This window comes from Rhodococcus sp. ACS1 (assembly GCF_002300155.1).
Classification (GTDB): Bacteria; Actinomycetota; Actinomycetes; order Mycobacteriales; family Mycobacteriaceae; genus Rhodococcus_F; species Rhodococcus_F koreensis.
Genome location: NZ_NSDZ01000010.1, coordinates 381121 through 405681, shown reverse-complemented (window position 1 = coordinate 405681; position 24561 = coordinate 381121). Strand labels below are relative to the sequence as shown.

The 24561-nt window shown below is 69.2% G+C and carries 26 protein-coding genes and 2 tRNA genes; 5 read left to right on the top strand and 23 right to left on the bottom strand.

The window, feature by feature from the left end:
• Positions 1–64: 64 nt before the first annotated feature.
• From CJ179_RS40225 to CJ179_RS40185, 9 genes are all read right to left on the bottom strand, one after another.
• A complete protein-coding gene (locus CJ179_RS40225) occupies positions 65–574 on the bottom strand; it encodes a DUF3145 domain-containing protein (protein ID WP_072946662.1) in 510 nt (169 codons plus the stop codon).
• Positions 575–699: 125 nt separating this feature from the next.
• Positions 700–1518 (bottom strand): serine hydrolase, encoded by an 819-nt coding sequence (locus tag CJ179_RS40220; protein WP_095865207.1) that lies wholly within the window; start codon positions 1516–1518, stop codon positions 700–702.
• A gap of 68 nt (positions 1519–1586) precedes the next feature.
• Positions 1587–2714 carry an NDMA-dependent alcohol dehydrogenase gene (locus CJ179_RS40215; RefSeq protein WP_072946660.1) on the bottom strand — a complete coding sequence of 376 codons (1128 nt, stop codon included), beginning with the start codon at positions 2712–2714 and terminating at the stop codon, positions 1587–1589.
• 110 nt (positions 2715–2824) lie between these two features.
• Positions 2825–3343 carry a DinB family protein gene (locus CJ179_RS40210; protein ID WP_095865206.1) on the bottom strand — a complete coding sequence of 173 codons (519 nt, stop codon included), beginning with the start codon at positions 3341–3343 and terminating at the stop codon, positions 2825–2827.
• A 37-nt stretch (positions 3344–3380) separates the two neighbouring features.
• On the bottom strand, positions 3381–3863 hold the full coding sequence (locus CJ179_RS40205; RefSeq protein WP_095865205.1) for an adenosine-specific kinase: 483 nt from the start codon (positions 3861–3863) through the stop codon (positions 3381–3383).
• A gap of 78 nt (positions 3864–3941) precedes the next feature.
• Positions 3942–4556, bottom strand: coding sequence for a maleylpyruvate isomerase family mycothiol-dependent enzyme (locus tag CJ179_RS40200; protein ID WP_072946671.1), 615 nt, complete (start codon positions 4554–4556; stop codon positions 3942–3944).
• 61 nt (positions 4557–4617) lie between these two features.
• Positions 4618–4691 (bottom strand) — tRNA-Ile (locus tag CJ179_RS40195).
• Between the two features lie 105 nt (positions 4692–4796).
• Positions 4797–5972 (bottom strand): AI-2E family transporter, encoded by a 1176-nt coding sequence (locus CJ179_RS40190; RefSeq protein WP_072946657.1) that lies wholly within the window; start codon positions 5970–5972, stop codon positions 4797–4799.
• Between the two features lie 124 nt (positions 5973–6096).
• Positions 6097–6169: transfer RNA gene (locus CJ179_RS40185), tRNA-Asn, on the bottom strand.
• A 137-nt stretch (positions 6170–6306) separates the two neighbouring features.
• Between CJ179_RS40185 and CJ179_RS40180 the strand changes: the two genes are divergently transcribed.
• Positions 6307–6555, top strand: coding sequence for a hypothetical protein (locus CJ179_RS40180; protein WP_037226505.1), 249 nt, complete (start codon positions 6307–6309; stop codon positions 6553–6555).
• Positions 6556–6570: 15 nt separating this feature from the next.
• Here the strand turns inward: CJ179_RS40180 and dnaG are convergent, their stop codons facing one another.
• From dnaG to CJ179_RS40160, 4 genes are all read right to left on the bottom strand, one after another.
• The gene (dnaG, locus tag CJ179_RS40175) at positions 6571–8505 is read right to left on the bottom strand and encodes a DNA primase (protein ID WP_095865203.1); all 1935 of its coding nucleotides are present in this window, start codon (positions 8503–8505) and stop codon (positions 6571–6573) included.
• A 48-nt stretch (positions 8506–8553) separates the two neighbouring features.
• Positions 8554–9759 carry a lipase family protein gene (locus tag CJ179_RS40170; RefSeq protein ID WP_179377859.1) on the bottom strand — a complete coding sequence of 402 codons (1206 nt, stop codon included), beginning with the start codon at positions 9757–9759 and terminating at the stop codon, positions 8554–8556.
• 86 nt (positions 9760–9845) lie between these two features.
• Entirely contained in the window at positions 9846–11144 is a 1299-nt protein-coding gene (locus CJ179_RS40165; protein WP_072946654.1) for a deoxyguanosinetriphosphate triphosphohydrolase, read from the bottom strand.
• A gap of 8 nt (positions 11145–11152) precedes the next feature.
• Positions 11153–11845, bottom strand: a complete 693-nt coding sequence (locus CJ179_RS40160) for a YdcF family protein (RefSeq protein ID WP_072946653.1) — start codon at positions 11843–11845, stop codon at positions 11153–11155.
• A gap of 69 nt (positions 11846–11914) precedes the next feature.
• On the opposite strand from CJ179_RS40160, the gene CJ179_RS40155 reads away from it, so the two are divergent.
• Positions 11915–13966, top strand: a complete 2052-nt coding sequence (locus CJ179_RS40155; protein WP_095865201.1) for a YgcG family protein — start codon at positions 11915–11917, stop codon at positions 13964–13966.
• Here CJ179_RS40155 and CJ179_RS52355 read toward each other — a convergent pair.
• The gene (locus CJ179_RS52355) at positions 13944–14165 is read right to left on the bottom strand and encodes a hypothetical protein (protein WP_095865200.1); all 222 of its coding nucleotides are present in this window, start codon (positions 14163–14165) and stop codon (positions 13944–13946) included. The two genes, CJ179_RS40155 and CJ179_RS52355, sit on opposite strands and share 23 nt — an antisense overlap.
• 10 nt (positions 14166–14175) lie before the next feature.
• On the opposite strand from CJ179_RS52355, the gene CJ179_RS40145 reads away from it, so the two are divergent.
• On the top strand, positions 14176–14805 hold the full coding sequence (locus tag CJ179_RS40145) for a hypothetical protein (RefSeq protein ID WP_257016022.1): 630 nt from the start codon (positions 14176–14178) through the stop codon (positions 14803–14805).
• 7 nt (positions 14806–14812) lie between these two features.
• Here the strand turns inward: CJ179_RS40145 and CJ179_RS40140 are convergent, their stop codons facing one another.
• The gene (locus CJ179_RS40140) at positions 14813–16204 is read right to left on the bottom strand and encodes a glycine--tRNA ligase (protein ID WP_095865318.1); all 1392 of its coding nucleotides are present in this window, start codon (positions 16202–16204) and stop codon (positions 14813–14815) included.
• A gap of 221 nt (positions 16205–16425) precedes the next feature.
• On the opposite strand from CJ179_RS40140, the gene CJ179_RS40135 reads away from it, so the two are divergent.
• Both CJ179_RS40135 and CJ179_RS40130 read left to right on the top strand, forming a co-directional pair.
• Complete coding sequence (locus CJ179_RS40135) at positions 16426–16791, top strand: helix-turn-helix transcriptional regulator (protein WP_072946648.1); 366 nt, start codon at positions 16426–16428, stop codon at positions 16789–16791.
• A 5-nt stretch (positions 16792–16796) separates the two neighbouring features.
• Entirely contained in the window at positions 16797–17222 is a 426-nt protein-coding gene (locus CJ179_RS40130; protein ID WP_072946670.1) for a Fur family transcriptional regulator, read from the top strand.
• A gap of 3 nt (positions 17223–17225) precedes the next feature.
• On the opposite strand, the gene CJ179_RS40125 is transcribed toward CJ179_RS40130, so the two are convergent.
• The 8 genes from CJ179_RS40125 to CJ179_RS40090 all read right to left on the bottom strand — a co-directional run bounded on the left by CJ179_RS40125 (position 17226) and on the right by CJ179_RS40090 (position 24561).
• Positions 17226–17627 carry a hypothetical protein gene (locus tag CJ179_RS40125; protein WP_072946647.1) on the bottom strand — a complete coding sequence of 134 codons (402 nt, stop codon included), beginning with the start codon at positions 17625–17627 and terminating at the stop codon, positions 17226–17228.
• On the bottom strand, positions 17624–18433 hold the full coding sequence (locus tag CJ179_RS40120) for an isoprenyl transferase (protein ID WP_061045323.1): 810 nt from the start codon (positions 18431–18433) through the stop codon (positions 17624–17626). Before CJ179_RS40120 ends, CJ179_RS40125 begins: the two co-directional genes overlap by 4 nt.
• Positions 18399–19214 carry a DNA repair protein RecO gene (gene recO, locus CJ179_RS40115; protein ID WP_095865317.1) on the bottom strand — a complete coding sequence of 272 codons (816 nt, stop codon included), beginning with the start codon at positions 19212–19214 and terminating at the stop codon, positions 18399–18401. The genes CJ179_RS40120 and recO overlap by 35 nt, the downstream gene beginning before the upstream one ends.
• Before the next feature lie 58 nt (positions 19215–19272).
• On the bottom strand, positions 19273–20235 hold the full coding sequence (locus CJ179_RS40110) for an alpha/beta fold hydrolase (RefSeq protein ID WP_095865198.1): 963 nt from the start codon (positions 20233–20235) through the stop codon (positions 19273–19275).
• An 88-nt stretch (positions 20236–20323) separates the two neighbouring features.
• Positions 20324–20614, bottom strand: a complete 291-nt coding sequence (locus CJ179_RS40105; RefSeq protein ID WP_072946645.1) for a DUF1905 domain-containing protein — start codon at positions 20612–20614, stop codon at positions 20324–20326.
• An 89-nt stretch (positions 20615–20703) separates the two neighbouring features.
• Positions 20704–21384, bottom strand: coding sequence for a response regulator (locus CJ179_RS40100; protein WP_072946644.1), 681 nt, complete (start codon positions 21382–21384; stop codon positions 20704–20706).
• Positions 21381–23903, bottom strand: coding sequence for a sensor histidine kinase KdpD (locus CJ179_RS40095; RefSeq protein ID WP_095865197.1), 2523 nt, complete (start codon positions 23901–23903; stop codon positions 21381–21383). The genes CJ179_RS40100 and CJ179_RS40095 overlap by 4 nt, the downstream gene beginning before the upstream one ends.
• A gap of 7 nt (positions 23904–23910) precedes the next feature.
• Entirely contained in the window at positions 23911–24561 is a 651-nt protein-coding gene (locus CJ179_RS40090) for a potassium-transporting ATPase subunit C (protein WP_095865196.1), read from the bottom strand.

Here is a 24561-nt window from a genome sequence, read left to right as displayed (position 1 = left end):
TGAGCATTGATCGAGAGAAGGCCCCCACCGGCGGTGGGGGCCTTTTCGCGTCCGTGTGCGGGTGTCAGCCGACGTCGCGGCGCAGCCAGGTGACCTCGGCGCCTTCGCCGCCGCTGCGGAACGGCTCGAGCGCCTCGTCCCAGGCGGTTCCGAGGGCGTAGTCCAGTTCGGTGGCGATGTCACCGCCGGCCTCCATCAGTGCCCGCAGACGCATCTCCCCCACGACGACATCGCCGTTCGCGCTGGTGGATCCGTGCCACAGACCCATGCCGGGCACGTGGCTGAACCGTTCGCCGTCCACGCCCTCGCTGGCGTCCTCGGTGACCTCGAAGCGCAGCATCGGCCAGGCGCGGAGCGCATTGACCAACCGCGAGGCGGTGCCGACGGGCCCCACCCAATTGGTGGTCGCGCGCAGGACGCCGTTGGAGGCCGGCTGCGAGGTCCATTTCAGGTTCGCTCGGCAGTCGAGGGTCGCGGTCAGCGCCCATTCGATATGGGGGCACAACGCGGCGGGCGACGAGTGGATGTAGACAACACCAGCCGTCACGTCCGCGAACTGATTCAATGCGCGCACTCGAGCCTCCTGCTTCGACGAGGGACGTCTTCCCCAACGGCCTCAGTCGGTGTGTGCAGCACGCTCGGTTGACCAGTGTGCCCTGTGATGCCTGTGTTGCGCCAGTGATTCGAGCAATCGGTGTGTCATCGCCTTTCGCGTTCCGCGAGAATACCGTCGCTCAGCTCGGTCCACACGGGCTTGGCCCAGTCGCCGAAGTCCCGGTCCGTCAACGCGACGCACGCCAGCCCCGCGGCCGGGTCGACCCAGAGGAACGTGCCGGACTGCCCGAAGTGGCCGAACGTCCGCGGCGAGTTGCCCGTTCCGGTCCAGTGCGGGCTCTTGGCCGACCGGATCTCGAATCCCAGACCCCAGTCGTTGGGGCGCTGAGAGCCGTATCCGGGCAGGATTCCGTCCAGTCCGGGGAATTGCACCGAAGTGGCATCTGCGAACGTCTGAGGCGAAATGAGCGCCGGGCGGAACAGTTCGGCGGTGAAGCGGCCGAGATCTCCCGCCGACGCCTGCGCTCCGTGGCCGGCGGGCCCGACCAGAGCGGACGCGTCCATCGACAGCGGAGCGAACACGGATTCCGCCACGTAGTCGGCGAAGTCGATCGACGTCTCGGCGGTGAGGAAGTCGGCGAGCACCTCGTAGCCTGCACTCGAGTAGATCCGCTTGCGCCCCGGCGTCGTCTGCACCCGGTTCGCGTCGAAGGCGAGACCCGACGCGTGCGCCAGGAGATGACGCACCGTCGAGCCCTCGGGGCCTGCGGACTGGTCGAGTTCGACGGCCCCCTCCTCGGTGGCCACCAGGACTGCGTACGCGCACAGCAGTTTGGTCACCGAGGCCAGCGGGAAGACGCGCTGCTGGTCGCCGTACTCGCCGATCACCCCTTCGTCTCGCGACAGGACCACCGCCGCAGCGTTGTCCACGGGCCATCGGGCGATCTGATCGAGACTCTGCACCCGGTCAGACTACGAGAGCCGCCACCGGTCGGCTGCAGCGAGCCGCACCCGCCTGCAGCGGCGAGCCGTCACCAGTCGGCTTCGGTGTACCGGATGACGCCGCGAATGTTCTTGCCGTCGAGCATGTCCTGGTACCCGTCGTTGACCCCTTCGAGGCTGTAGGTGCGGGTGATCATGTCGTCGAGGTTCAACTGCCCCGACTTGTACATGGCCAGTAGGTTCGGGATCTCGACCCGGGCGTTGCCGCCGCCGAAGATGGTGCCCTTCAGGTCCTTCTGCAGCATCGAGAAGAGGAACAGGTTCAACTTGACGTCCATGTCGGTCATCGCGCCCATCGCGGTGACGACGCACGTGCCGAATTTGCTGGTGAGCAGCAGGGCTTCCTCGACGTATTCGCCGTGCATCTCCCCGACCGTGATGATCGTCTTCTGCGCCATCAGCCCGTTGGTGAGCGCGATGATCGGTTCGATCGCGGCGGCGGCGCTCTCGAACGCGTGGGTGGCCCCGAACTTCAGCGCCTGTTCCCGCTTCCACGGCACCGGGTCGATGGCGAAGATCTGACGCGCCCCGGACGCCACCGCGCCCTGCAGCGCGCTCATGCCGACGCCGCCGACACCCATGATGACGACGGATTCGCCCGGCTTCACCTCCGCCATCCGCGTCGCCGAACCCCACCCGGTGGGCACGCCGCAGCCGACGAGAGCGGCGACGTCGAAGGGAATGTCCTTGTCGATCTTCACGACCGACGTCTCGTGCACGACCATGTAGGGCGAGAACGTCCCGAGCAGGCACATGGGGATGACGTTCTCGCCGCGCGCGTGGATGCGGAACGTGCCGTCGCTGATCGCGAGCCCGCTCAGGAGCCCCATGCCGAGGTCGCAGAGATTCTGATGTCCCGCCGAGCACGCCGGACAGCGTCCACAGGCGGGAACGAAGGAGAGCACCACGTGGTCGCCGACTTCGAGATCCTTCACCTCCGGCCCCAGCTTGGTGATGACGCCGGACCCTTCGTGGCCGCCCATCACCGGGAAGGACGCCATGGGCATCGAACCGGTGACGATGTGGTGGTCGGAGTGGCACATTCCGGCGGCTTCCATGCGAATCTGCACCTCGCCCGCAACCGGATCGCCGATCTCGATCTCCTCGACCGACCACGGCTCGTTCAGGCCCCACAGGATCGCACCCTTGGTCTTCATGTGACTCCCAACCCTTCGTTCATGTCTGCGCATCTGCTGATGTGACGATAGACACAAACCGACCGAATTGGAACACGTTCTACCGAATCGGGTCCGGGAATCCGAAACTGTTACCCCGACACGTCGTGGAGGTGATGGATTGGGTCGTGAACGAAATACCTGGCGAGCGTCTCCACCGTGAAGGAGGCGCCGTCGCTCCGCCGCCCGGTCCGCGACCGGAGTTCCGGGTCGACGGCCTCGAAGCCGTCCGCCACCGCGACGCCTGCCGCACGCAGTTCGGCGTCCACGACGGCCGGATCCTGCTCGTTGTAGCGCTCGGCGATCGCGGTCTCGTCCTGGTCCCAGTTCGGGAACAGGGGGTCCGTCTGCTCGAGGATGAGCCGGAGCCGGACGTCGAAGATCCGGAACACGTCGCGAACGTGCGCCGCGTATTCGAGGGCCGACCACGTCTGCTCGTCCGGCCGGACCGTCACGTCGGTACGGTTGAGGACCGGCGACCAGGCGTCCGCGTTCGCCCGGACCAGAGCGGGAATGTCCTCGTACCGGGTTGCCGCCGAGTCGAACCCGCAGTCGGGGCACGCCCGGTCGAGGACCCAGGTCCAGTTCTTCGTGTCGGGAGTGATCGCCATGCCGGTCATCGTAGAGCGCCAGGCGAATGCCGCTCGCTCAGAGTTTGTACCCGATCGTCCGCAGCAACGCCTTGCGGTCGGCGACGTCGGCGCTGGTCTCCACACCGGCAGGAGGCTGCCCGTCGATCACACCGGCGATGCCCCGGCCGAGTTCCGTCTCGGCCACGATGATTTCGACGGGGTTGGCGGTGGCGCAGAAGATGCCGCACACCTCCGGCACCCGCTTCAGCGTGTTCAGCACGTTCACCGGATAGCCGTCCTCCAGAAACACGAAGAACGAGTGGCCCGCGCCGACGGCGACGGCGTTGCGCGTGGCCAACTCGAGGAGACGGTCGTCGTTGCCGGAGCAGCGCACGAGGCGAGGCCCCGACGCCTCGCAGAACGCGACACCGAACCGGAGGTGCGGACTCACCCCCACCAGCGCCTCGTGCACATCCTCGACGGTCTTGATGAAGTGGGACTGCCCGACGATCACGTTCATGTCGTCGGGCTTGTCGATTGCCACGATCTGCAGGTCCACGATGGCCTCCTCGGGTGACTTTCAGTCTGCTCCGCGCCGGCACCGAGAACAACGACGCGGCACGTGCTGCGCCCTCGGTCAGGCGCCGATGTGGGCGGCGAATTTCGACCGGCCGGGGCCGGTGAGGTCGCCGAGTACGTCACGGCGCCCGGCCATCGCCATCAGCAGCGCTTCTCCGCTTCCACTCACCTGCGGTCCCCGGCCGTAGGACCAGTCGAGATCTGTCGCCACCAGCTTCACCCCGCGGGCTCGCCAGGCGCCGCGGATCAGCGGAGCGAACCGCGCGAAGTCCAGCGCCACTCGCAGCCGCCGCGGGGGGATGGTCCGGGGAATCGCAAGGGGCCGCCGGATGTCCTGTTGATGGATCATGCCGTCGACGAGGGCGATCCTCCCACCGAAACCGGCTGGCAGACCGCTGGGTTCGGCGTGAATGCGCATCAACTCGAGCAGCTGCCCGGGGGTGCGGTCCACGAGGTCGTCGACCCCGAGCTCGTTGACCCGGTCCTGCAGGAACCAGCCCTTCGCGAACCGTACGGCCAGACTGCGAAAGTCGAGCTCGTCGTAGCTGATCACGTGCGCGACCACGTCCCGGACCCGCCACCGCTCGCACAGGCTCGGCGACTCCCACTGCTGCGGGGACAGCCCGGCGAGCAGTTCGGCAAATTCTTCCCGTTCCTCGCGCGCCAACTCCATGGTCTTCACACTGCCCGCATCCGGGCCGACTCGAGAAGGCCGGACCGACCGGGGAAGAGGGTGGGGCGGGCGGGGCTCGAACCCGCGACCAATGGATTATGAGTCCACGGCTCTAACCGACTGAGCTACCGCCCCATCACCGCACTACTCGCTGTCGCGGCCTGCCGATGTTACCGTGCGCCCGCCGCGGGCGCGTAGCCGGGACGAGCCCGTCCCGACAGCGCTTTTCGTGGTCGACGCCTACTCGTCCTGGGCATCGCGGCGTTCTTCGTCGCTCGCGGGTTCGCGTTGTTCGACCGAGGTGACCGTCGCCGGGTCGTCGGCGACGAGTTCGTATCGTCGCCCGTACGTTTCGACGAGGGCCTGGATCGCCGCGACCACCGGGACCGACACCAGCGCGCCGACCGGGCCGAACAGCGAGGCGCCCACGATCACCGATCCGAACGCGACCGCGGGGTGGATCGAGACCGTCGCGGACGTGATGCGCGGGTGCAGCACGTAGTTCTCGATCTGCTGGTAGACGGTGCCGAAGACGATCACCCACACGCCGTCCATGGGCTGGGACGCCGCGGCGATGATCGCGGGGAGGGCGATCGCGAGGTAGGTGCCCAGGGTGGGGACGAACTGCGAGACGATGCCGGTCCACAGTGCCAGCGGCAGCCAGTAGGGCACGCCGATCACCACGAGGAAGATGCCGGTGGCGACCGAGCTGATGGCGGCGAGGATGAGCCGCGACACGACGTAGCCGCCGGCCTTCTCGACCGAGATCTCCCAGACCACCGAGATGACCCGCTGTTGCCGCGCCGGAAACCAGCTGGAGATGGTCCGGCGAAGAGCCGGTCCCTGGGCGGACATGTAGAACACGAACAGCAGCAGCGTCAGCATCTGGAAGACGACGCCGAGCAACGAGGACAACACGCCCAGCACTCCGGGCGTGAATCGCTCGGCGAGGTCCCGGACGGTCTCGGGGGTGAGACGGATCAGGTCCTCACCGGTCGCGAAGTCGGTATCGAACACACGATTGGACCAGTCGGTGACGGAGGACAGCGCGCCCGGCAGCGCTTTGAGAAGCTGGGCGAGCTGCTGGGCGAGCAGTGTCCCGAAGACCGCCAGGAATGCGATGGCGAAGACCAACAGTGCCAGCAGCACCAGCCCGGTGGCGAGGCCGCGCCGCAGTCCCCGGCGCTCGAGCCAGTCGACGACCGGTTCGAGGGTGATGCTGAACAGCCACGCGAGAAACAACAGCCCCAGGAATCCGCGCAGGTTGACGAACAGCCACCCCGACAACTGGTAGGCGGCGACGGCCAGCAGGACGTACAGGATCGAGGGCAGCAACCACCGTGGGGCATCGCTCGTGCCGAAACGCCCGCCCGGCCCCGTCGGTGCTGTCTCGCCGCCGTCCTCGCCCTCGCTCATCGCACACCCCGCGGTCGCTTGCTGCCGATACAGCGGGAATGTACTCGCCCGGGACGCGCACCGATCCGAATTGGCCGGGCGCAGCAGAAAACCCCGCCCGGATGAACCGGACGGGGTTTCGATGCTCCCCCGGCTGGACTCGAACCAGCAACCGTCCGATTAACAGTCGGAAGCTCTGCCAATTGAGCTACAGGGGATTATTCTGCTGTGCTTCGCCGTTCCCGGCGATGCGAGAGAAACTGTAGCGCATAGCCCCACCCCAGTACCAAATCGCCTGCCTGTCGATGCATCAGGCAGGATGGGGAAGGTCGTTGTGCGTCGGGAGGAAGCGGGAATGATGCGGTTGTTGATCGGTATCGCTGCTGGGTACGTGCTGGGTACGCGAGCAGGACGTGCGCGCTACGAACAGATCAGCCGGGCCACCAAGGCCGTGGCCACCAGTCCGGCCACGAAGAAGGTGTTGCAGATGTCACGCCAGAAGCTGTCCGACTCGCTGAACACCCAGCCGAAGCTCGAGCCCATGAAGCCGCTCGACGAGGACACGACCATCCTGGTCCCGCAGGACCAGCTCAAGAAGAAGTAGCCGACGACGGCCGGTTCAGCCGGCCATGCCGTCCCGGTTGGTGTCGCCGATCGCCTGATCGAGCAGGCTCCGGCGGTACTGCTCCAGGGCGACGAGGTCGCCGAGCAGCGAGTGGAACTCGTCCGACGCCGTCGCCGGTGAGATGCGCTGCAGCTTGGACTTCAGTTCCGCCACCTGCTCCCCCACCCACACCTCCTGCAGGCGTGCAATGACGCCGGAGATGTATCGCGGGACGGTGTCCTCCTCGGCGGGCAGCGGTTCGACGGCGAGTTCCGACACCAGGGACGCCGCGGTGACGTCCTCGACTCCCCGGCTGACCGCGTCGACCCACTCGCCGCCGCCGAGGCCCGCGCTGGCGCCGCCTGCCGCGATCATCGACTCGCGGATCACGACGTACGTCGCATGCGTGAACGTCTCCACCGGCAGCGAGTCGAACACGGTCCCCGCGATGGCCGGGTACTGCAACGCACCCTTCAGCGCCTCGCGCTGCGCCCACAGCGTCGGATCGTTCGGCCGGGGCCGGGACAGGCCGACCGGCAACTGAGGGGCGTCCTGGTTCTCGTCCCGGGTCGCCTTCTTCTTGGGGGGCGCGGACACCGACCCGCGGGTGGACGCCCGCTTGCGTGCCTCGTCCCGCACCCGTTGCCGGACCGCGGCGATGTCGTCCCAGCCCACCCAGCCGGACAACTGGACGGCGTAGCTGTCACGCAGCGTCGCTTCCTTGATCTGGGCGACCACCGGCACCGTGCGCCGCAGCGCCTCGACCCGGCCCTCCGCGGTCTCGAGGTCGTGCTCGGTGAGGATCGACTTGACCACGAACTCGAACATCGGGGTGCGACGCGCCACCAGGTCGCGGACGGCGGCGTCGCCGGACTTCTGCCGCAGTTCGCACGGGTCCATGCCCTCGGGCGCCACGGCGACGAACGTCTGCCCGGCCATCTTCTGGTCACCCTCGAACGCCTTCATCGCCGCGGCCTGGCCTGCGGCGTCCCCGTCGAACGTGTAGATGATCTCGCCGCGAAAGTAGCTGTCGTCCATCAGCAGTCGCCGCAGCATCGAGAGGTGGTCCTCACCGAACGCGGTGCCGCAGGCGGCGACGGCGGTCTTGACCCCGGCCAGGTGCATCGCCATGACGTCGGTGTATCCCTCGACCACCACCGCCTGATGCCCCTTGGCGATGTCCCGCTTGGCGAGGTCGAGCCCGAACAGCACCTGAGACTTTTTGTACAGCACGGTTTCCGGAGTGTTGACGTATTTGCCGGGCATGGTGTCGTCGTCGAACAACTTGCGGGCGCCGAACCCGATGACGTCGCCGGACAGGTTCCGGATGGGCCAGAGCAGGCGGCGGTGGAAGCGGTCGATGTGACCACGCCGCCCCGCCTTCGACAGGCCCGCGGCCTCGAGTTCCTTGACGTCGAAACCCTTGCCCAGCAGATGCTTCGTGAGGATGTCCCAGCCGTCGGGTGCATACCCGCACCCGAACTGCTGCGCGGCCTGCGCGTCGAAGTTCCGTTCCGTCAGGTAGTCGCGGGCCGCCTGCGCGTCGGGTTCCTGCAGACGCGCCGAGTAGAACTCCTGCGCGGCCGCGTTGGCCGCGACCAGCCGGGAGCGGGTGCCGCGGTCGCGCTGCACCGACGTGCCGCCGCCCTCGTACGAGATGGTGTAGCTCAGCCGGTCGGCGAGTTGCTCGACGGCCTCGACGAAACTGATGTGGTCGATCTTCTGGAGGAAGGAGTAGACGTCGCCGCCCTCGCCGCACCCGAAGCAGTGATAGTGCCCGTGGTTGGGGCGGACGTGGAACGACGGCGACTTCTCGTCGTGGAACGGGCACAGCCCCTTCATGGAGTCGCCGCCCGCGCGCTTGAGGGAGACGTACTCCCCCACGATGTCCTCGATCCGTGTGCGCTCGCGAATGGCCGCAACGTCACGATCAGGGATTCTGCCAGCCACGCCCGACAGTCTAGGCGCTCCGCCGCGGCCCGAACTTCCGCCTCGGGGTCAGCAGTTCGACGGGGCGGGAATCCCGGCGAATCGGTCGCCGAGGTAGCCGAACGCGGGGCCGGCACCGAGCATGGTGGCGGTGCCGTGGTCGGCGCCCGGGATCACGTCGAACTGCACGCGCGCGCCCTGTGAGCAGTACCGGGCGACGGTGTTCTGCACCGGCCCGATGGCGACGAGGGGGTCCGCGCTGCCGTGCCAGACGAACATCGGCGTCCTCGGGACTCCCGGATACAGTTCGACGCTGTTCTCGTCCATCACCGCGCGACCGGACGGGTCGGCGAGGATGCCGGGACCGTTGGTCAGGTCGGGCAGCGACTTCCCCGCACCGGCGCCGAGGATCGAATCGGTGCACATGTTGCTCATCTGCGCCCGCAGGGCGAGTCCGTCGCCGTTGAGGCCGTCCCCGAGCGGTGACCGCGTCGGGTATTCACGCTCGAGCCCGATGGCGGCCGCGAAACCCAGGCCGAACGCCTGCGAGCGCGTGCTGCCCAGACGGTCGGCCAGTTCGCCGATGTTAACAGGGGTGCCGCCCTCGGCGGCGCCCACGATGTTCAGTTCCGGCGCGTAGGTGGGTGCGAGCGCAGCGGCCCAGTTGGTCGCCATGGCGCCACCCGAGTAGCCGGCCAGCCCGACCGGACTGCCACCGAGTCCCGCTTCCGGGAGCCGCTGCGCGGCGCGGACGCCGTCGAGGACGAGCCGGCCGCCGAGTTTCGCGGCCCCGTATGCGCTGGTCGGTCCGAGATGGTCGGGGATGGCGACCGCCCAGCCCCGCGCGAGCAGGGCGTTGAGGGCCGGGGCCTCCTGGAGTCCGCCGGTGAACAGCTGATGCGACGGGGCACACTCAAGCCCGAGCGCGTTGACGAACGGCTGATACGACACCAGCGGCCGGTTCGCGGGAGTGCCGCGGGGCACCAGCACCGTGGTGACGGCGGCGATGGGCGCGCCTGCGGAGTTGGTCGACTTGTACTTGACCTGCCAGGCGTCGGCGGTGGGGAAACCGGTGGCGGCGACCGTGCGGCTCGCCAGCACGTCACCGTCGGCGCGTGCCCCGACGTCGGCGGGTGCACCGTAGAACGGGTCGGGGTCCGCGAACGGGTACACGGGTGCGGCCTGTGCCGCGGGTGGGGCCAGCAGGGCGGCGCCGACCGCCACCGCCAGCGCTGCGGACGTCGAACCGATGATCTTGCGCACTGCAGACTTCATCCGGTCTCCCTGACCATTGGGTGCAAGCTGTCTGTAGTCCTATTCGGAGCACCGCGGCGGGCGGATTGGTCCGACTTCGACGCTCGTCAGCCCCAGCTCGCCTGGGCCCCGAGACTGGACTTGTCGACGCGTTCGAGCCTGCTCTCGGTGTAGGAGGCGATCTGGTCGACGACGACCCGGACCCGTGCGGGGTCGTCGGCCGCGGCGTTCCAGGCCGGAACCAGGATTGGGTCGAGCCCGTCGGGTGCGGTCGCGAGCAGCCATTCGGCGACGCGGTGCACGCGGTCCCGCTGCCGTTCCTGCCGCGCCCGGTGGCCGGCATCGGACATCACGAAGTTCAGTGCGAACGTCTTGAGCAGCGCCACCTCGGACGCGACCACCGGCGGGACCACCAGATCGGCGTCGTACCGGGCGACCGGCTTGTCGCCGTGGACGTCGCGGGTCCCGATGATCGCGGCGGTCGCGAACCGGCCCACCAGTTCGCTGGTGAGGTTCTTCAAGGCGACCGAACTGGTGAGCGTGCCGTCGTAGCTGCCCACCCCGACGACGACCGGCAGAAGGCTCAGCCGTTTCGCGGCCTCGACGAGTTCCTCGACGTCGAGTCCCGCGAACTCCGCGGCGCCGAACTCGGCGAGCGCCCGCTGGTCCACTGGATCGGCCAGCGCACGCAGGTCGATGCGCCCGTCGATCACCCCGTCCTCGACGTCGTGCACGGAGTAGGCGACGTCGTCGGCCCAGTCCATGACCTGCGCCTCGAGACACTGGTGACCGTCCGGGGCACCCTCGCGGATCCACGCGAGCACCTCGGCGTCGTCGTCGTAGGCCCCGAACTTCGCGCCCGGGCGCGGCCGGATCCACGGGTACTTGATCGCCGCGTCCAGCGACGCCCGGGTCAGGTTGAGCCCGGCGCTACGTCCGTCGGGGTAGAGCACCTTCGGTTCGAGGTTTGTCAGGATGCGCAGATTCTGGGCGTTGCCCTCGAACCCGCCGCAGCTTTCCGCGACCTCGTCGAGGGCCTTCTCGCCGTTGTGACCGTACGGCGGGTGACCGATGTCGTGTGCGAGGCCGGCGAGGTCGACCAGATCGGGATCGCAGCCGAGACCGTCGGCGATCCCGCGGCCGATCTGTGCCACCTCGATCGAGTGCGTCAACCGCGTTCGCGGGGTGTCCCCGTCCCGGGGGCCCACCACCTGGGTCTTGTCGGCGAGCCTGCGCAGCGCCGCCGAATGCTGGACGCGCGCGCGGTCACGGGAGAAGACGGACCGGTGCTGGGCGGCCGCGATCTGGCTGCCCGGGATCCCGGCCCGTTTCGGTGCCTCGCGGACCCGCCGGGCGACGTCGTGCGCGGAGTACACCTCGCCGAGGGGTGTCGTGTGTGGAGTCATCGAAACGCCTACTGTCCCGCCGTGTAGGGGAAGTCCGCCGAGAAGTGGGTGAGCTGATACCAGATCAACGCCCCTGTCTCCCGGGCGATTCCGTGCAACTGCGATTCGCGGGTGAACACCGCGGGCCCCTGCCGGGTGGGCGCCGTCCACGCCTCGAGGCCGGCGTCGCGGGCCATCGTCCGGGTCCGCAGCGAATGCCACGGGTCGCTGACGAGGACCGCCGAATCGATGCCCTGCGCACCCATCGCCTCACTCACCGCCTCGATGCTGAGCAGGGTGTCGGACCCCTCCTCGACGGCGGTGATGCTGTCGGCGGGGACACCGCGCGAGACCAGGTAGTTCTTCCCGGACGCCGCCTCGGTGTACTCGTCGCCCTCCTGCTTGCCGCCCACCGTGATGACCTCCGGGGCCACCCCGCGCTCGTACAGCTTGTACGCCTGCTCGAGCCTGGCCTCGAACACGGACGACGGCGTTCCCGAGTACTGGGCGGCGCCGAGCACCACGATCGCGTCGGCCGTCGACGTGTCGTCGATCCGCGCGACCTGCCACACCCGGACCGCGGTGCCGAACACCAGGGCCGCCGCGAGGAGAACGACGCCGGCGATGATCCGGCGGGTCCACCGGGCCAGCGTGCCTGCGAACCCCAGACGCGCAGGACGGCGCGGGAGGTCGTGGCGTTCACGGCTCGGTGCAGAATTCACTCCCTGATTCTGCCAGCTGTCGCCGAACTGTCCCGATGACGACTCGCCACACCCGATAGATTTGCTGCCATGCCACTCGCACCGCGCCTCGAGCAGACGCCGTCGTCCCACCCCAGACTCCCCTTCCCCGGCACCCGGCGGTTCGCCGCCCTCGGCGCCGTCTCCGCACTCCTGACGCTCGTGGCGATCCTGTTCTCCCCCGCGATCGCGTCGGCGGACGCACCGTTCCGTCTGCCCGGCCAGATCACGGACACCGTCGGGGTGCTCGACGCCGACCAGCAGAGCGACGTCCAGGCCGCGATCGATCAGCTCTACGACGATCACAAGGTGCGGTTGTGGGTGGTCTACGTTCCCGACTTCAACGGTCTCGGCGCCGGACCGTGGGCCGATCAGACGGCGCAGGCGTCGTCCCTCGGCGATCGTGACGCACTGCTCGCGGTCGCGACGGTCGACCGTGAGTACGCCCTCATCGCACCGGACGGTCTGTCCGAGATCACCAGCGACGAAGCCGAGTCGATCCGGGTGGACGCGGTGGAACCCGCCCTGCGCGAGGAGGACTGGGCCGGCGCCGCGATTGCCGCGGCGGGCGGGCTCGGCGACGCGATGAGTCCGGGCGGCGGTATGTCGGTGCGCACACTGCTGATCGGCGGCGGCGTGGTCGTCGTGGGCGCGGGCGGGGTCGTGCTGTATTCGCGGAAGAAGAAGCACGACCGGTCCCGGGCCGGCGTCGAGGCGGCGCGCAGCATCAGCCCCGAGGACACGGCCGCCCTGACGGCGCTGCCGTTGCCGACCCTCGACGAGCGCGCCAAGGAGGTGCTCGTCGAGACGGACGACGCGCTGCGCACGAGCCAGGAGGAACTCGAACTGGCCCGCGGCGAATTCGGCGAGCAGGCCACCGCCGCGTTCACGGCGGCGTTCGACACGGCGAAGTCCACCCTCGCGGCGGCGTTCACCGTGCGTCAGCGGCTCGACGACGCGATCCCCGAGACCCCGCAGCAGCAGCGGGAAATGCTCATCGACATCATCACCTCGTGCGGGCGCGCGGACCGCGAACTCAACGAGAAGGTCCAGGAGTTCGACGGTTTGCGGGACCTGCTGATCAACGCCCCCGACCGGCTCGACGCGCTCACCCGCGACATGGTTGCGCTGACCGTGCGCATCCCCGACTCCACCCGGACCCTCGCCACCCTGCAGACCGAATTCCCGGCCGCCGCACTCGCTTCCGTCGCCCACAACGTGACGATGGCGGAGGAACGGCTCGCGTACGCCGAGAAGGCCGTAACGGAGGGCCGGGACGCCGTCGCCCTGCCACCGGGGAAGCAGGAACCGGCGGTGTCGGCGATCCGCGGCGCCGAGGGCGCCCTCGAACAGGCCCGGATCCTGCTCGACGCCGTCGATCACGCCGCGGAGGACATCCGGCACGCCATCGCCACGCTGCCTGCCGCGATCACCGACGTGGAGGCGGGGATCGCGGCCGCGGCCCAGTTCACCGAGCAGGGTGGGGACCGGCTCGCGGCGGCGCGCACCGCGGCCGAGGCCGCGCTGGCGGCGGCCCGGACCGCCGCGGACACCGACCCGCTCGGCAGCTTCACCCAGATCGTGAAGGCCGACGCGGAACTCGACGCGGTCCTCGCCGAGGCGCAGGAATCACGGCAGCAGGCCGAGCGTGCACAGCAGCGTCTCGAGCAGGACCTCGTGGCCGCGCAGTCGCAGGTCACGGCAGCATCGGACTTCATCGGCACCCGCCGCGGCGCGGTGGGAGCGGAGGCCAGGACCCGCCTGACGGAGGCACAGCGGCACCTGGCGGGGGCCCAGCAGTTGCGCACCACCGACGCCTCCCGCGCGCTGCAGCACGCCCAGGCCGCCGCGAGCCTGGCCGCCGACGCGCTGCGGCTGGCGCAGAACGACGTGAGCCGCTGGGAGTCCCGTCAGCGCCCCGGGCCCGGTGCCGGCGGCGGGAATGCCACCGGCGCGATCCTCGGGGGCATCCTGATCGACAGCATCCTGCGCGGCGGATTCAGCGGCGGCGGCAACTGGGGTAGCCGCGGCTCCGGCAGCGGTCCCCGTTCGTTCGGCGGGCCGAGCAGTTCGGGCCGGATCAGCGGGGGCGGCCGATTCTGACGTCCTCCCGAGCATTCGTCGCACTCGCCTGCGTCGCGGCCACCGGCTGCGGCGTCCTGCCGGGCTGCGCGGGCGGGCGAGACGCCGGGGACGAGCCGGCGATCCCGCTGTCGGCGGAGGCGTACCGCAGCCGCGAGGACGACGCGGCGGGCGGCCGGATCCACGTGCGGATCGCGAATACCGGCGGCGCGCCCGTCACCGTGACATCCGTGGCGCTGGACAGCCCGGGCTTCGAGGCGGCGCCCGAAACCGGGCGGGTCGTCGAACTCGGCCCCGGCAACCGGATCGACGTCGAGGCCGAGTACGGCACCGTCCGCTGCGACACCCGACCGGAACCGGCGTACGCCGTGATCGGGGTCACCGGTCAGGGCGCGTCGCCCGTGCGGGTGCCGCTCGCCACCCCGTACGACGTCCTCGGCCGCATCCACGACGGAGATTGCGCCGCAGAGGAACTGGCGCGGGCCGTCCCGGTGACACTGATCCCGGCGGCGACGCCGCCGGAGCCGGCAGCGCCCCTCCCCGCTCGGCTCGTCGTGAGCCGGGGAACAGCGTCGGGCGACGTCCGGGTCGACGAAATCGGCGGCAGCGTCCTGTACGCCCTGCGCGGCGCGCTGCCCGCCACCATGCGGGCGGACGAGGACCGGCTGAGCATCGACATCACGATCGACGCGGCACGCTGCGACCCGCACGCACTCGCGGAATCGAAGAAGCCCTTCGTCTTTCCGCTGTGGATCGCGGTCGGCTCCTCGGCACCGGAATACTCGCGTATCCCGGTGTCCGAGGAAAACCGGCGAATCCTGACGAACTATCTGACCACCACCTGCGACGCGCGCAGGTGACCGCGGATCAGGAACCGATGAGGCGCTGCGCCAGGTAGCCCTCTACCTGGTCGAGCGCGACCCGCTCCTGGGCCATGGAGTCGCGTTCACGCACGGTCACGGCGTGATCCTCGAGGGTGTCGAAGTCCACGGTGATGCAGAACGGCGTGCCGATCTCGTCCTGACGGCGGTAGCGGCGGCCGATCGCGCCTGCGTCGTCGAACTCGACGTTCCAGTGCTGGCGGAGCGTCGCGGCGAGATCCTTCGCCTTCGGCGTCAGGTCCGCGTTACGCGACAGCGGCAGCACCGCGGCCTTCACCGGGGCGAGACGACGGTCCAGACGCAGCACGGTGCGCTTGTCGACGCCGCCCTTCGCGTTCGGCGCCTCGTCCTCGGTGTACGCGTCGACGAGGAACGCCATCAGCGAACGCGTGAGACCGGCTGCCGGCTCGATGACGTACGGCGTGTACCGCTCGCCGGAGGCCTGGTCGTAGTAGTTGAGATCGGTGCCCGAGTGCTTCGAGTGCGTCGACAGGTCGAAGTCGGTGCGGTTGGCCACACCCTCGAGCTCGCCCCATTCGCTGCCCTGGAAGTGGAAGCGGTACTCGATGTCGACGGTGCGCTTGGAGTAATGCGACAGCTTGTCCTGCGCGTGCTCGTACAGCCGCAGGTTGTCCTTGTTGATACCCAGACCGGTGTACCAGTCCATGCGGTAGTCGATCCAGTACTGGTGCCACTCTTCGTCCTCGCCGGGCTTGACGAAGAATTCCATCTCCATCTGCTCGAACTCGCGGGTGCGGAAGATGAAGTTGCCGGGGGTGATCTCGTTGCGGAAGCTCTTGCCGATCTGGCCGATGCCGAACGGCGGCTTCTTGCGCGACGTGGTGAGCACGTTCGCGAAGTTCACGAAGATGCCCTGCGCGGTCTCCGGGCGGAGGTAGTGCATGCCCTCTTCGCTCTCGACCGGGCCGAGGTACGTCTTGAGCATCATGTTGAAGTCGCGGGGTTCGGTCCACTGACCGACCGTGCCGCAGTCGGGGCAGCCCACGACGTCCATCTGGACGTCGTCCGGGTTGTCGAGGCCCTTCTTCTCCGCGTACGCCTCCTGCAGGTGGTCCTGACGGTGACGCTTGTGACAGTTCAGGCACTCGACGAGGGGGTCGTTGAACACGCCGACGTGGCCGGACGCCACCCACACCTCGCGCGGCAGGATGACCGAGGAGTCGAGGCCGACGACGTCCTCGCGGCTGGTGACCATGTTGCGCCACCACTGCTTCTTGATGTTCTCCTTGAGCTCGACACCCAAGGGGCCGTAGTCCCAGGCCGACTTCGTGCCTCCGTAGATCTCACCGCACGGGTAGACCAGGCCACGACGCTTGGCGAGATTGACGACGGTTTCGACTTTGGACTTCGGTGCCACTCGGGTGCTCTCCATCTGGGTAATAGATGCATGGTTCACGTGCGCTTTTCGGATCCCAGCCTATCTGTCCGATCACGGTCGGTTCACCCCGCCGGTTGACATGCGTATTCGTGCATATCAAAATGGAATCGATTTGCAATAAGATGGGGTGTTCCTCCCGGGGCCGACGGCCACGCGGCCACGGTCCCGTCCATTGTCCGGCACACCGAAGGAGATCACTGGTGAGCGTCGTCGATCCCGGGGATCTGCATCCGTTCGAGGCGGCCCCGCATCCGTTCGAGGCCGCTCCCCCGGCTCCTGTGCCGTCGAAGGAGACGCTGACGGCGGCAGGCGACATCCTGCGCGCCCTCGCCGCCCCCGTCCGCATCGCGATCGTCCTCCAACTCCGCGAATCGGAACGGTGCGTGCACGAACTCGTCGGGGCGCTCGGCGTCACACAACCATTGATCAGTCAGCATCTTCGCGTGCTCAAGGCCGCGGGCGTCGTGCGCGGCGAACGCACCGGACGTGAGGTCCTCTACCGCCTGGTGGACGACCACCTCGCCCACATCGTCGTGGACGCCGTCGCGCACGCCGAGGAAGGATGAACGCCTTGACCCAGAACACCGGCCAGCGCAAGCCCGTCGTGGTGGGAGTCCGCGCCACCAAGCAGCGCAGCGCCATCTCCGCACTCCTCGACGACATCGAGGAGTTCCGGTCGGCGCAGGAACTGCACGACGAACTCCGCAAGCGCGGCGAGGGCATCGGGCTGACCACCGTCTACCGCACCCTGCAGACGCTCGCCGACGCCGGCACCGTCGACGTCCTGCGCACCGACACCGGCGAATCGGTGTACCGGCGCTGCTCGTCCGGACACCACCACCACCTGGTCTGCCGCGCGTGCGGCTACACCGTCGAGGTCGAAGGGCCGACCGTCGAGCAGTGGTCGCAGTCGATCGCCGACGCCCACGGTTTCTCCGACGTCAGCCACACCATCGAGATCTTCGGTCTCTGCAAGGACTGCAACGCGCCGCGGTGAACGTCAGGGGATCAGCCCCTGCCGGGCGGTGTCCGCGCCGCTCAGCACGAGGAGCAGCATCGTGGTCAGCGCCTCGTCCACGAGTCCGGCGGCGGGGAACGTGTAACGCAGGATGACGTCCGCGAGCCTGCCGTGACCGAACACCGCGATCGAACCGAACTGCAATGCGCCGTTGCGCTCCGCGACCTTCTTGTGCAGCGCGGCGCTGACCGGACGATCCCAGGCCAGGACGCACGTCATCGACAGCACGTCGAGGCCGTCGGTGAGAGTCATCGCACTGATCGAGCACAGCGCCCCGGCGTATTCGAAGCTCAGCGAGCCGTCCTCGGCCCGGGCGACGGTGGCGAAATGCTCCAGCGCGTCCGCTGCCCGCCCGAGGAGTGCGGGCGCCCCGTCGACGGTCATTTGACGCCACCGAACCGGCGGTCACGTGACGCGTATTCGACGCACGCCGCCCACAGGTCGCGGCGGTCGAAATCGGGAAACAGCTTCTCCTGATACACCATCTCGGCGTAGGCCGACTGCCAGATCAGGAAGTTGGACGTGCGCTGCTCGCCGGACGGCCGGAGGAACAGGTCGACGTCCGGCATGTCCGGCTCGTCGAGATAGCGGGCGACGGTCGCCTCGGTGATCTTCTCCGGGTCGAGCTGACCCGCCGCGACCCGCCTGCCGATCTCCTTCGCCGCGTCGGCGATCTCCGCGCGACCGCCGTAGTTGACGCACATGGTCAGGTTCATGACCGTGTTGTGCTTCGTCAACTCCTCGGCGATCTCGAGTTCCTTGATGACGCTGCGCCACAGCTTGGGCCTGCGACCCGCCCACCGCACCCGCACCCCCATCTCGTGCATCTCGTCACGGCGACGACGGATCACGTCGCGGTTGAAGCCCATCAGGAAGCGCACCTCCTCGGGGCTGCGTTTCCAGTTCTCGGTGGAGAACGCGTACGCCGACAACCACTCGACGCCCATCTCGATGCACCCGCAGACGGCGTCCATCAACACGGCCTCGCCGCGTTCGTGGCCCGCGGTCCGAGGCAGTCCCCGCTCCTGCGCCCAACGGCCGTTGCCGTCCATCACCAGCGCGATGTGCCGGGGCACGAGTTCGGGTTGCAGGCCCGGCGGGCGGGCGCCCGAGGGATGCGGGTCCGGCGGCCGGATCTGGCGCTCGGCCCCGGAATTATGCGGAGCTCGGGGTTCGCGTCGTCGAATCACGGTCCCCATCCTGCCTGACCGAATCCTCCGCCCCTACCGCCGCATGCGGTCGTGCGCGTTCGATCAGCGGGAGAGTGCGGAGTTGCCGTTCGAGGTGCCACTGCAGATGCGCCGCGACCAGACCGCTGGCCTGCCCTCGCAACGACTCGGGCACCTGCTCGGTGCTCGCCCAGTCGCCGCGGAACAGAGCGTCCATCAGGTCGAGGACACCCGGCGACGGGGTGGCAGCGCCCGGCGGCCGGCACTGGACGCACACCGCTCCCCCGGCGGCCACGTGGAATGCCCGGTGCGGGCCGGGTGCGCTGCACCGCGCGCAGTCGTCGAGGGCAGGCGCCCACCCCGCAAAACCCATGGCCCGCAACAGGAAGGCGTCGAGGATGAGCTCGCACGGCCGGTGGTGTTCCGCGACGGCCCGAAGCGCCCCGACCGTCAGGCGGTGCAGTTGCGGCGCCGGGGCCCGTTCCTCGCCGGCGAGCCGCTCGGCGGTCTCGAGGATCGCGCACGCCGTGGTGTACCGCGAGTAGTCGTCGACGATGTCGGTCGCGAACGCGTCGACCGTCTGGACCTGGGTGACGATGTCGAGGTTGCGGCCCGGGTAGAGCTGCACGTCGATGTGCGCGAACGGCTCGAGCCGGGCGCCGAACTTGGATCTCGTGCGCCGCACTCCCTTGGCGACCGCGCGCACCAGACCGTACTGCCGGGTGAGGAGTGTGACGATACGGTCGGCCTCGCCCAGCTTGTGCTGGCGCAGGACCACCGCATTGTCTCGATACAACCTCACCGGTCCAGTCTCCCACGCCCGGGCGGCCACATTCCGCAGGCCGAGCCACATGCGACGGTCAGGGCTCGCTGCGCCCGTCGCGCACGGCGTCGACGACGTCGCGGACCCCGTCGACGACGAGTTGCGGCTGCTCGATGTTGATGTTGTGGCCGCTGTTCGTGTTCGTGACATGTTTGGCACCCGGTACGAGCTGGGCCAGATCCTCCTGCGCCTTCGGCTGCACGGCGTCGAGGGCCGGGCCGTAGCCGGGATCGATGTCGGCGGGGAGGCTTCCGTTTGCGACGCCCTCCGCGATCTGCGGCGCCACCGAGCGGTCGGCGGAGAGTACGACGAGCGGCTGGGGCCGGATCGGTTCGGCGGCGCGGATCTCGTCGAAGCTGCGGACGAAGTCGACGCGCTCGAGATCCGGGTACTCGTCGAGACTGTCCTGCTGCGGTTCGTTGAGGCGCAGGAACTCCTGGAACTGCTCCGGGGGCAGGAGTGTCTGCAACTCCTCCGACTGCGCGTCGATCAGCACCAGGCCCGCCACCTCGTCGGGATGGGTACCGGCGAAGAGTCTCGCGATCTGACCGCCGTAGGAGTGGGCGGCCAGAACATAGGGACCGGGCCCGGCTGCATCCGTGGCGCCCAGCAGCGACTGGAGGTCGGCGACCGCGTCGCTGGTGGTGATCGGCTGCGGGACCGGGTCGCTGCGGCTCACTGTATCCCCGCCCAGCACGACTCCCGGCCGATCGTACGAGCAGACTCGCGTGAACTCGGCGACTCCGTCGAAGGCCGAGGTGCTCGCCGGATCAGCCGTCATCGTCCACTGATCGGCACCGAACCGGAGACCGGACACGAACACGACGGTCGGCGTGCCCGTGCCCGCACACTCGAGATAGATGTTCCGGCCCCCGCCGATGTCGACGGTGCCGGCGAATTCCTCGCTCGTGTTGCCGTCGTCGCCCGTTCCGCACGCGGCGACGAGCACCACGACCCCCAGCGTGGGGAGCCATCCCGACAACCGCGGCCACCTCGGCACGACACACCTCGAAACCCGTCCGGAAACGCGGACCGCTTCCGGATGATCCGTACCCCGTGCTCCCCGGATCAAACCCGGGCAGCCCACATCAGCTGAAACGCTGCTCGAGGTGCACCGTCACCTCGACGCCGGCCGCGTCCTTGCCGATGAGCTTGCACAGTGCGATCTTCAGGGGAAGCCAGTGCGGACCCTCGCCCGAGGGCATCAGGGTGGCATTGAACGGGTGGCCGTCGATCGTCCCGCCGACCTTCACCGGCCGCCTCGTTCCGAGGAGTTCGGCGGAGTCCGGCACGGTCACGTACGTCGCGAACGCCCCGTCCTTCTGGATCGGCGCCGTAAAGGTGTGCGCGAGCGGTTGCGGGGTCTTCGGTGCGGGCATTCGTGGCTCCTCCGGTCGAGTGTGATGCTGCGGTCGAAGGTAAGACTCCCGGACCGGGCCCGAATCATCGGTCGTGAGCGGGATCACGGTCACACCTGGAACCGGTACCCCATTCCGGCCTCGGTGATGAGGTGACGCGGGTGCGACGGGTCGTCCTCGAGTTTGCGCCGCAACTGCGCCAGATACACCCGCAGGTAATGGGTCTCGGTGGCGTACGCCGGACCCCACACCTCCCGCAGCAGTTCCTTCTGGCCCACCAGCTTGCCCTTGTTGCGCACGAGCATCTCGAGCATCCCCCACTCCGTCGGCGTCAGGTGCACCTCGGCGCCCGCCCGCCGCACCGTCTTCGCAGCCAGGTCGACCGTGAACGAATCCGTCTCCACCACAGGCTCGCTCGTGTCGACGGCCGTCGTCGCCCGGCGGGCCGCGGCCCGCACCCGGGCCAGGAACTCGTCCATCCCGAACGGCTTGGTGACGTAGTCGTCGGCGCCCGCGTCGAGGGCTTCCACCTTGTCCGCGGAATCGGTGCGCGCCGACAGCACGATCACCGGCGCCGGGCACCACCCGCGCAGGCCCGCGAGCACCTCCGTGCCGTCCATGTCGGGCAACCCGAGGTCGAGCACGATCACGTCGGGCGGTCGCTCGGCCGCGGCGCGCAGTGCTGCAGCCCCGGATGCGGCGGTCACCACGTCGTATCCGCGCACACTGAGATTGATTCGCAGGGCGCGGAGAATCTGCGGTTCGTCGTCGACGACGAGGATTCTCGTCATGGGTGCTCCCCTCCCGCCCCGGCCAGTTCCACCACCATCGTCAGACCACCACCGGGGGTGTCGGTGGCGCTGATGGTGCCGCCCATCGCGTCGACGAATCCGCGGACGACGGAGAGCCCGAGCCCGACTCCCGTGGTCGTGTCGCGGTCCCCCAGCCGCTGGAACGGGGCGAACATCTCCTCCGCCCGGCCCCGCGGAATTCCCGGGCCCGTGTCGGCGACGGTGACGACGGCACGGTCTCCCACCGCCGCGGCACCGACCCGGATCACGGAGTCCTCACCGTAGCGGAGCGCGTTGTCGATCAGATTCGCGAGCACCCGCTCGAGCAGGCCCGAATCCGCCATCGCCGCGACCGTTCCGACGTCGACCTCGACCCGTTCGCGGGCCCGTGTCCCGGTCCGGCCGCCGATTCCCAGCCCCACCAGCGCCCGGTGCACCACCTCGTCGAGGTACACGGGCCGCAGCGTCGGGGTCACCACTCCCGCCGCGAGCCGGGACGAGTCGAGCAGGTTGCCGACGAGAGAGGTCAGGACGTCAGCCGATTCCTCGATGGTCGCCAGCAGTTCGGCGGTGTCCTCCGGGGAGAAGTCGACGTCGTCGCTGCGCAGGCTGGACGCGGCGGCCTTGACCGCGGCGAGCGGCGTCCGGAGGTCGTGGCTGACGGCGGACAGCAGCGACCGCCGCAGCCGGTCGGCCTCGGCCAGCGCCTGCGCCTGCCCCGCCTCCTGCGCGAGTTCCGTCTGGCGGATCATGCCCACGGCCTGATTCGCGACGGCGAGCAGCACGCGGCGGTCCCGGGCGTGCAGTTCGCTGCCGCGGAGGGCGAGCGCGTACTCCCCTTCCCCCACCTCGCAGACCGTGTCGGCGTCGTCGACGCTCGCCGGTGGATGCGGCCCGACCGACCCGACGAGACCGCGGTCCCGGTGCAGGACGCTCACGGACTCCTGACCGTACGTCTCGCGCACCTTCTCGAGCAGCGTGCCGAGATCGGCCCCCCGCAGCACCGATCCGGCGAACAGCGCCAGCAACTCGGCCTCCTGCGACGCCCGCCTGGCCTCCCGTGAACGCTTGGCGGCCGCGTCGACCAGGACCGCGACGGCGACGGCGACCACGAGCAGCACGACCGTGGTGATGAAGTTGTCCGGCTCGGCGATGGTGAAGCTCCGCACCGGCGGCGTGAAGAAGTAGTTGAGGAACAGACCCGAGATCAGCGCGGAGAACGCTGCGGGGGCGACACCGCCGAGCAGCGAGACGAGCAGCACCACGATGAAGAACAGGGCGCCCTCGCCGACCAGCCCGAGCCAGCGGTCGACGGCGCTCATCACCACGGTCGCCACCGACGGCACGAGGACCGCGGCGATCCAGGCGATCATCGTGCGGGACCGCGATCCCACCGGCGACAACCGCCTCAGCCGGTGGGATTCGCCGTGGGTGACCATGTGCACGTCGATCGACCCCGACTGGTGCAGCACGCTCGCACCGATTCCCTCGTCGAAGATCCGCGCCCACCGTGAGCGTCGCGACGTGCCCAGCACCAGCTGGGTGGCGTTCGCGGTCCGGGCGAAGTCGAGGAGTGTGGTCGGGACGTCGTCCCCGACGACGCTGTGCAGGCTCGCCCCGATACTCGCGGCGAGCGTCCGCACCTTGCCCATCTCCGGGGCCGACACGCCGGCGAGGCCGTCGCCGCGCACCACGTGCACGACGATCAGCTCGGCGCTGGACCTCGACGCGATCCGCCCTGCCCGCCGGACGAGTGTCTCCGATTCCGGTCCGCCCGTCACCGCGACCACCACCCGTTCCCGGGCCTCCCACGTGTCGGTGATCTTGTTCTCCGCACGATATTTCGCGAGTGCGGCGTCGACCTGATCGGCGACCCACAGCAAGGCCAGTTCGCGCAGCGCGGTGAGGTTTCCTTTCCGGAAGTAGTTGCTCAGCGCGGCGTCGACCTTCTCTGCGGCGTAGATGTTGCCGTGGGACAGCCTGCGGCGCAGCGCTTCCGGGGTGATGTCCACCAGCTCCACCTGGGTGGCGGCGCGCACCACCTCGTCGGGGACAGTCTCCTGCTGCACCACCCCGGTGATCCGCTGGACCACGTCGTTGAGGCTTTCGAGGTGCTGGACGTTGAGCGTCGAGAGTACGTCGATGCCCGCGCCGAGCAGAATCTCCACGTCCTGCCAGCGTTTCTCGTGAACACTGCCCGGCGTGTTCGTGTGCGCGAGTTCGTCCACGAGCACCAGTGCCGGCCTGCGGGCCAGCACCGCCTCGACGTCCAGCTCGCGGCCGAGCGTGCCGCGGTAGGCGATGACCTTCGGCGGAATCAGTTCGAGGTCACCGAGTTGCGCCGCCGTGCGGTCGCGGCCGTGGGTTTCCACCACGGCCGCGACGACGTCGCACCCCCGTTCGCGGCGGCGGTGCGCCTCGCCGAGCATCGCGAACGTCTTGCCGACACCCGGTGCGGCGCCGAGATAGATGCGCAGTTCGCCGCGCCGGCGTTCGCCTTCGGGTCCGGTACCACTCACCTCGCCATCATCCACCAGCTGTCGGGGCGGTGCACCGAGGAACGGTCAGGCCGAGGGCGAGATTCAGTTCGAGGACGTTCACCCGCTGCTCCCCGAGGAACCCGAGTTGCCGTCCCTCGGTGTTCTCGTCGACCAGCTGCCGGACGCGGCTCTCGCTCAGGCCGTTCACGTGTGCGACCCTCGGCACCTGCAACGCGGCGTACGCGGGGCTGATGTGCGGATCGATGCCGGAACCCGATCCGGTGACCGCGTCCGCCGGCACGGACTCGGGTTGCACCCCCTCGCGGGCGGCGATCGCGTTCCGGCGCTGGGTGACGAACGCCGCCAGGATCTCGCTGCTCGGTCCCTGGTTGGTGGGCAGCGCGCCGGCGGGGTCGCCCGGTGCGAACGGATCCTGTGCGGCGACCGACCCGGTGACCCGGTTGTGGAAGAACGGGTCCGGGTCCCCTGCCGGCACCTGCGGGTCGACACCGACCCACCGGCTCCCGACAACGCACCCGGTGGTGTCGCGGACCGGCGAACCCTCCGCCGCGCCGGCGCCGATCCGGCTCACCCCCCACACCGCGGCGGGGTAGAGCACGCCGAGAACGGCGGTGAGTGCGAGCAGGACGAGGAGTCCGGCCCAGGTCTGCCGGAGCAGTCCGATGAGAAAACGCAT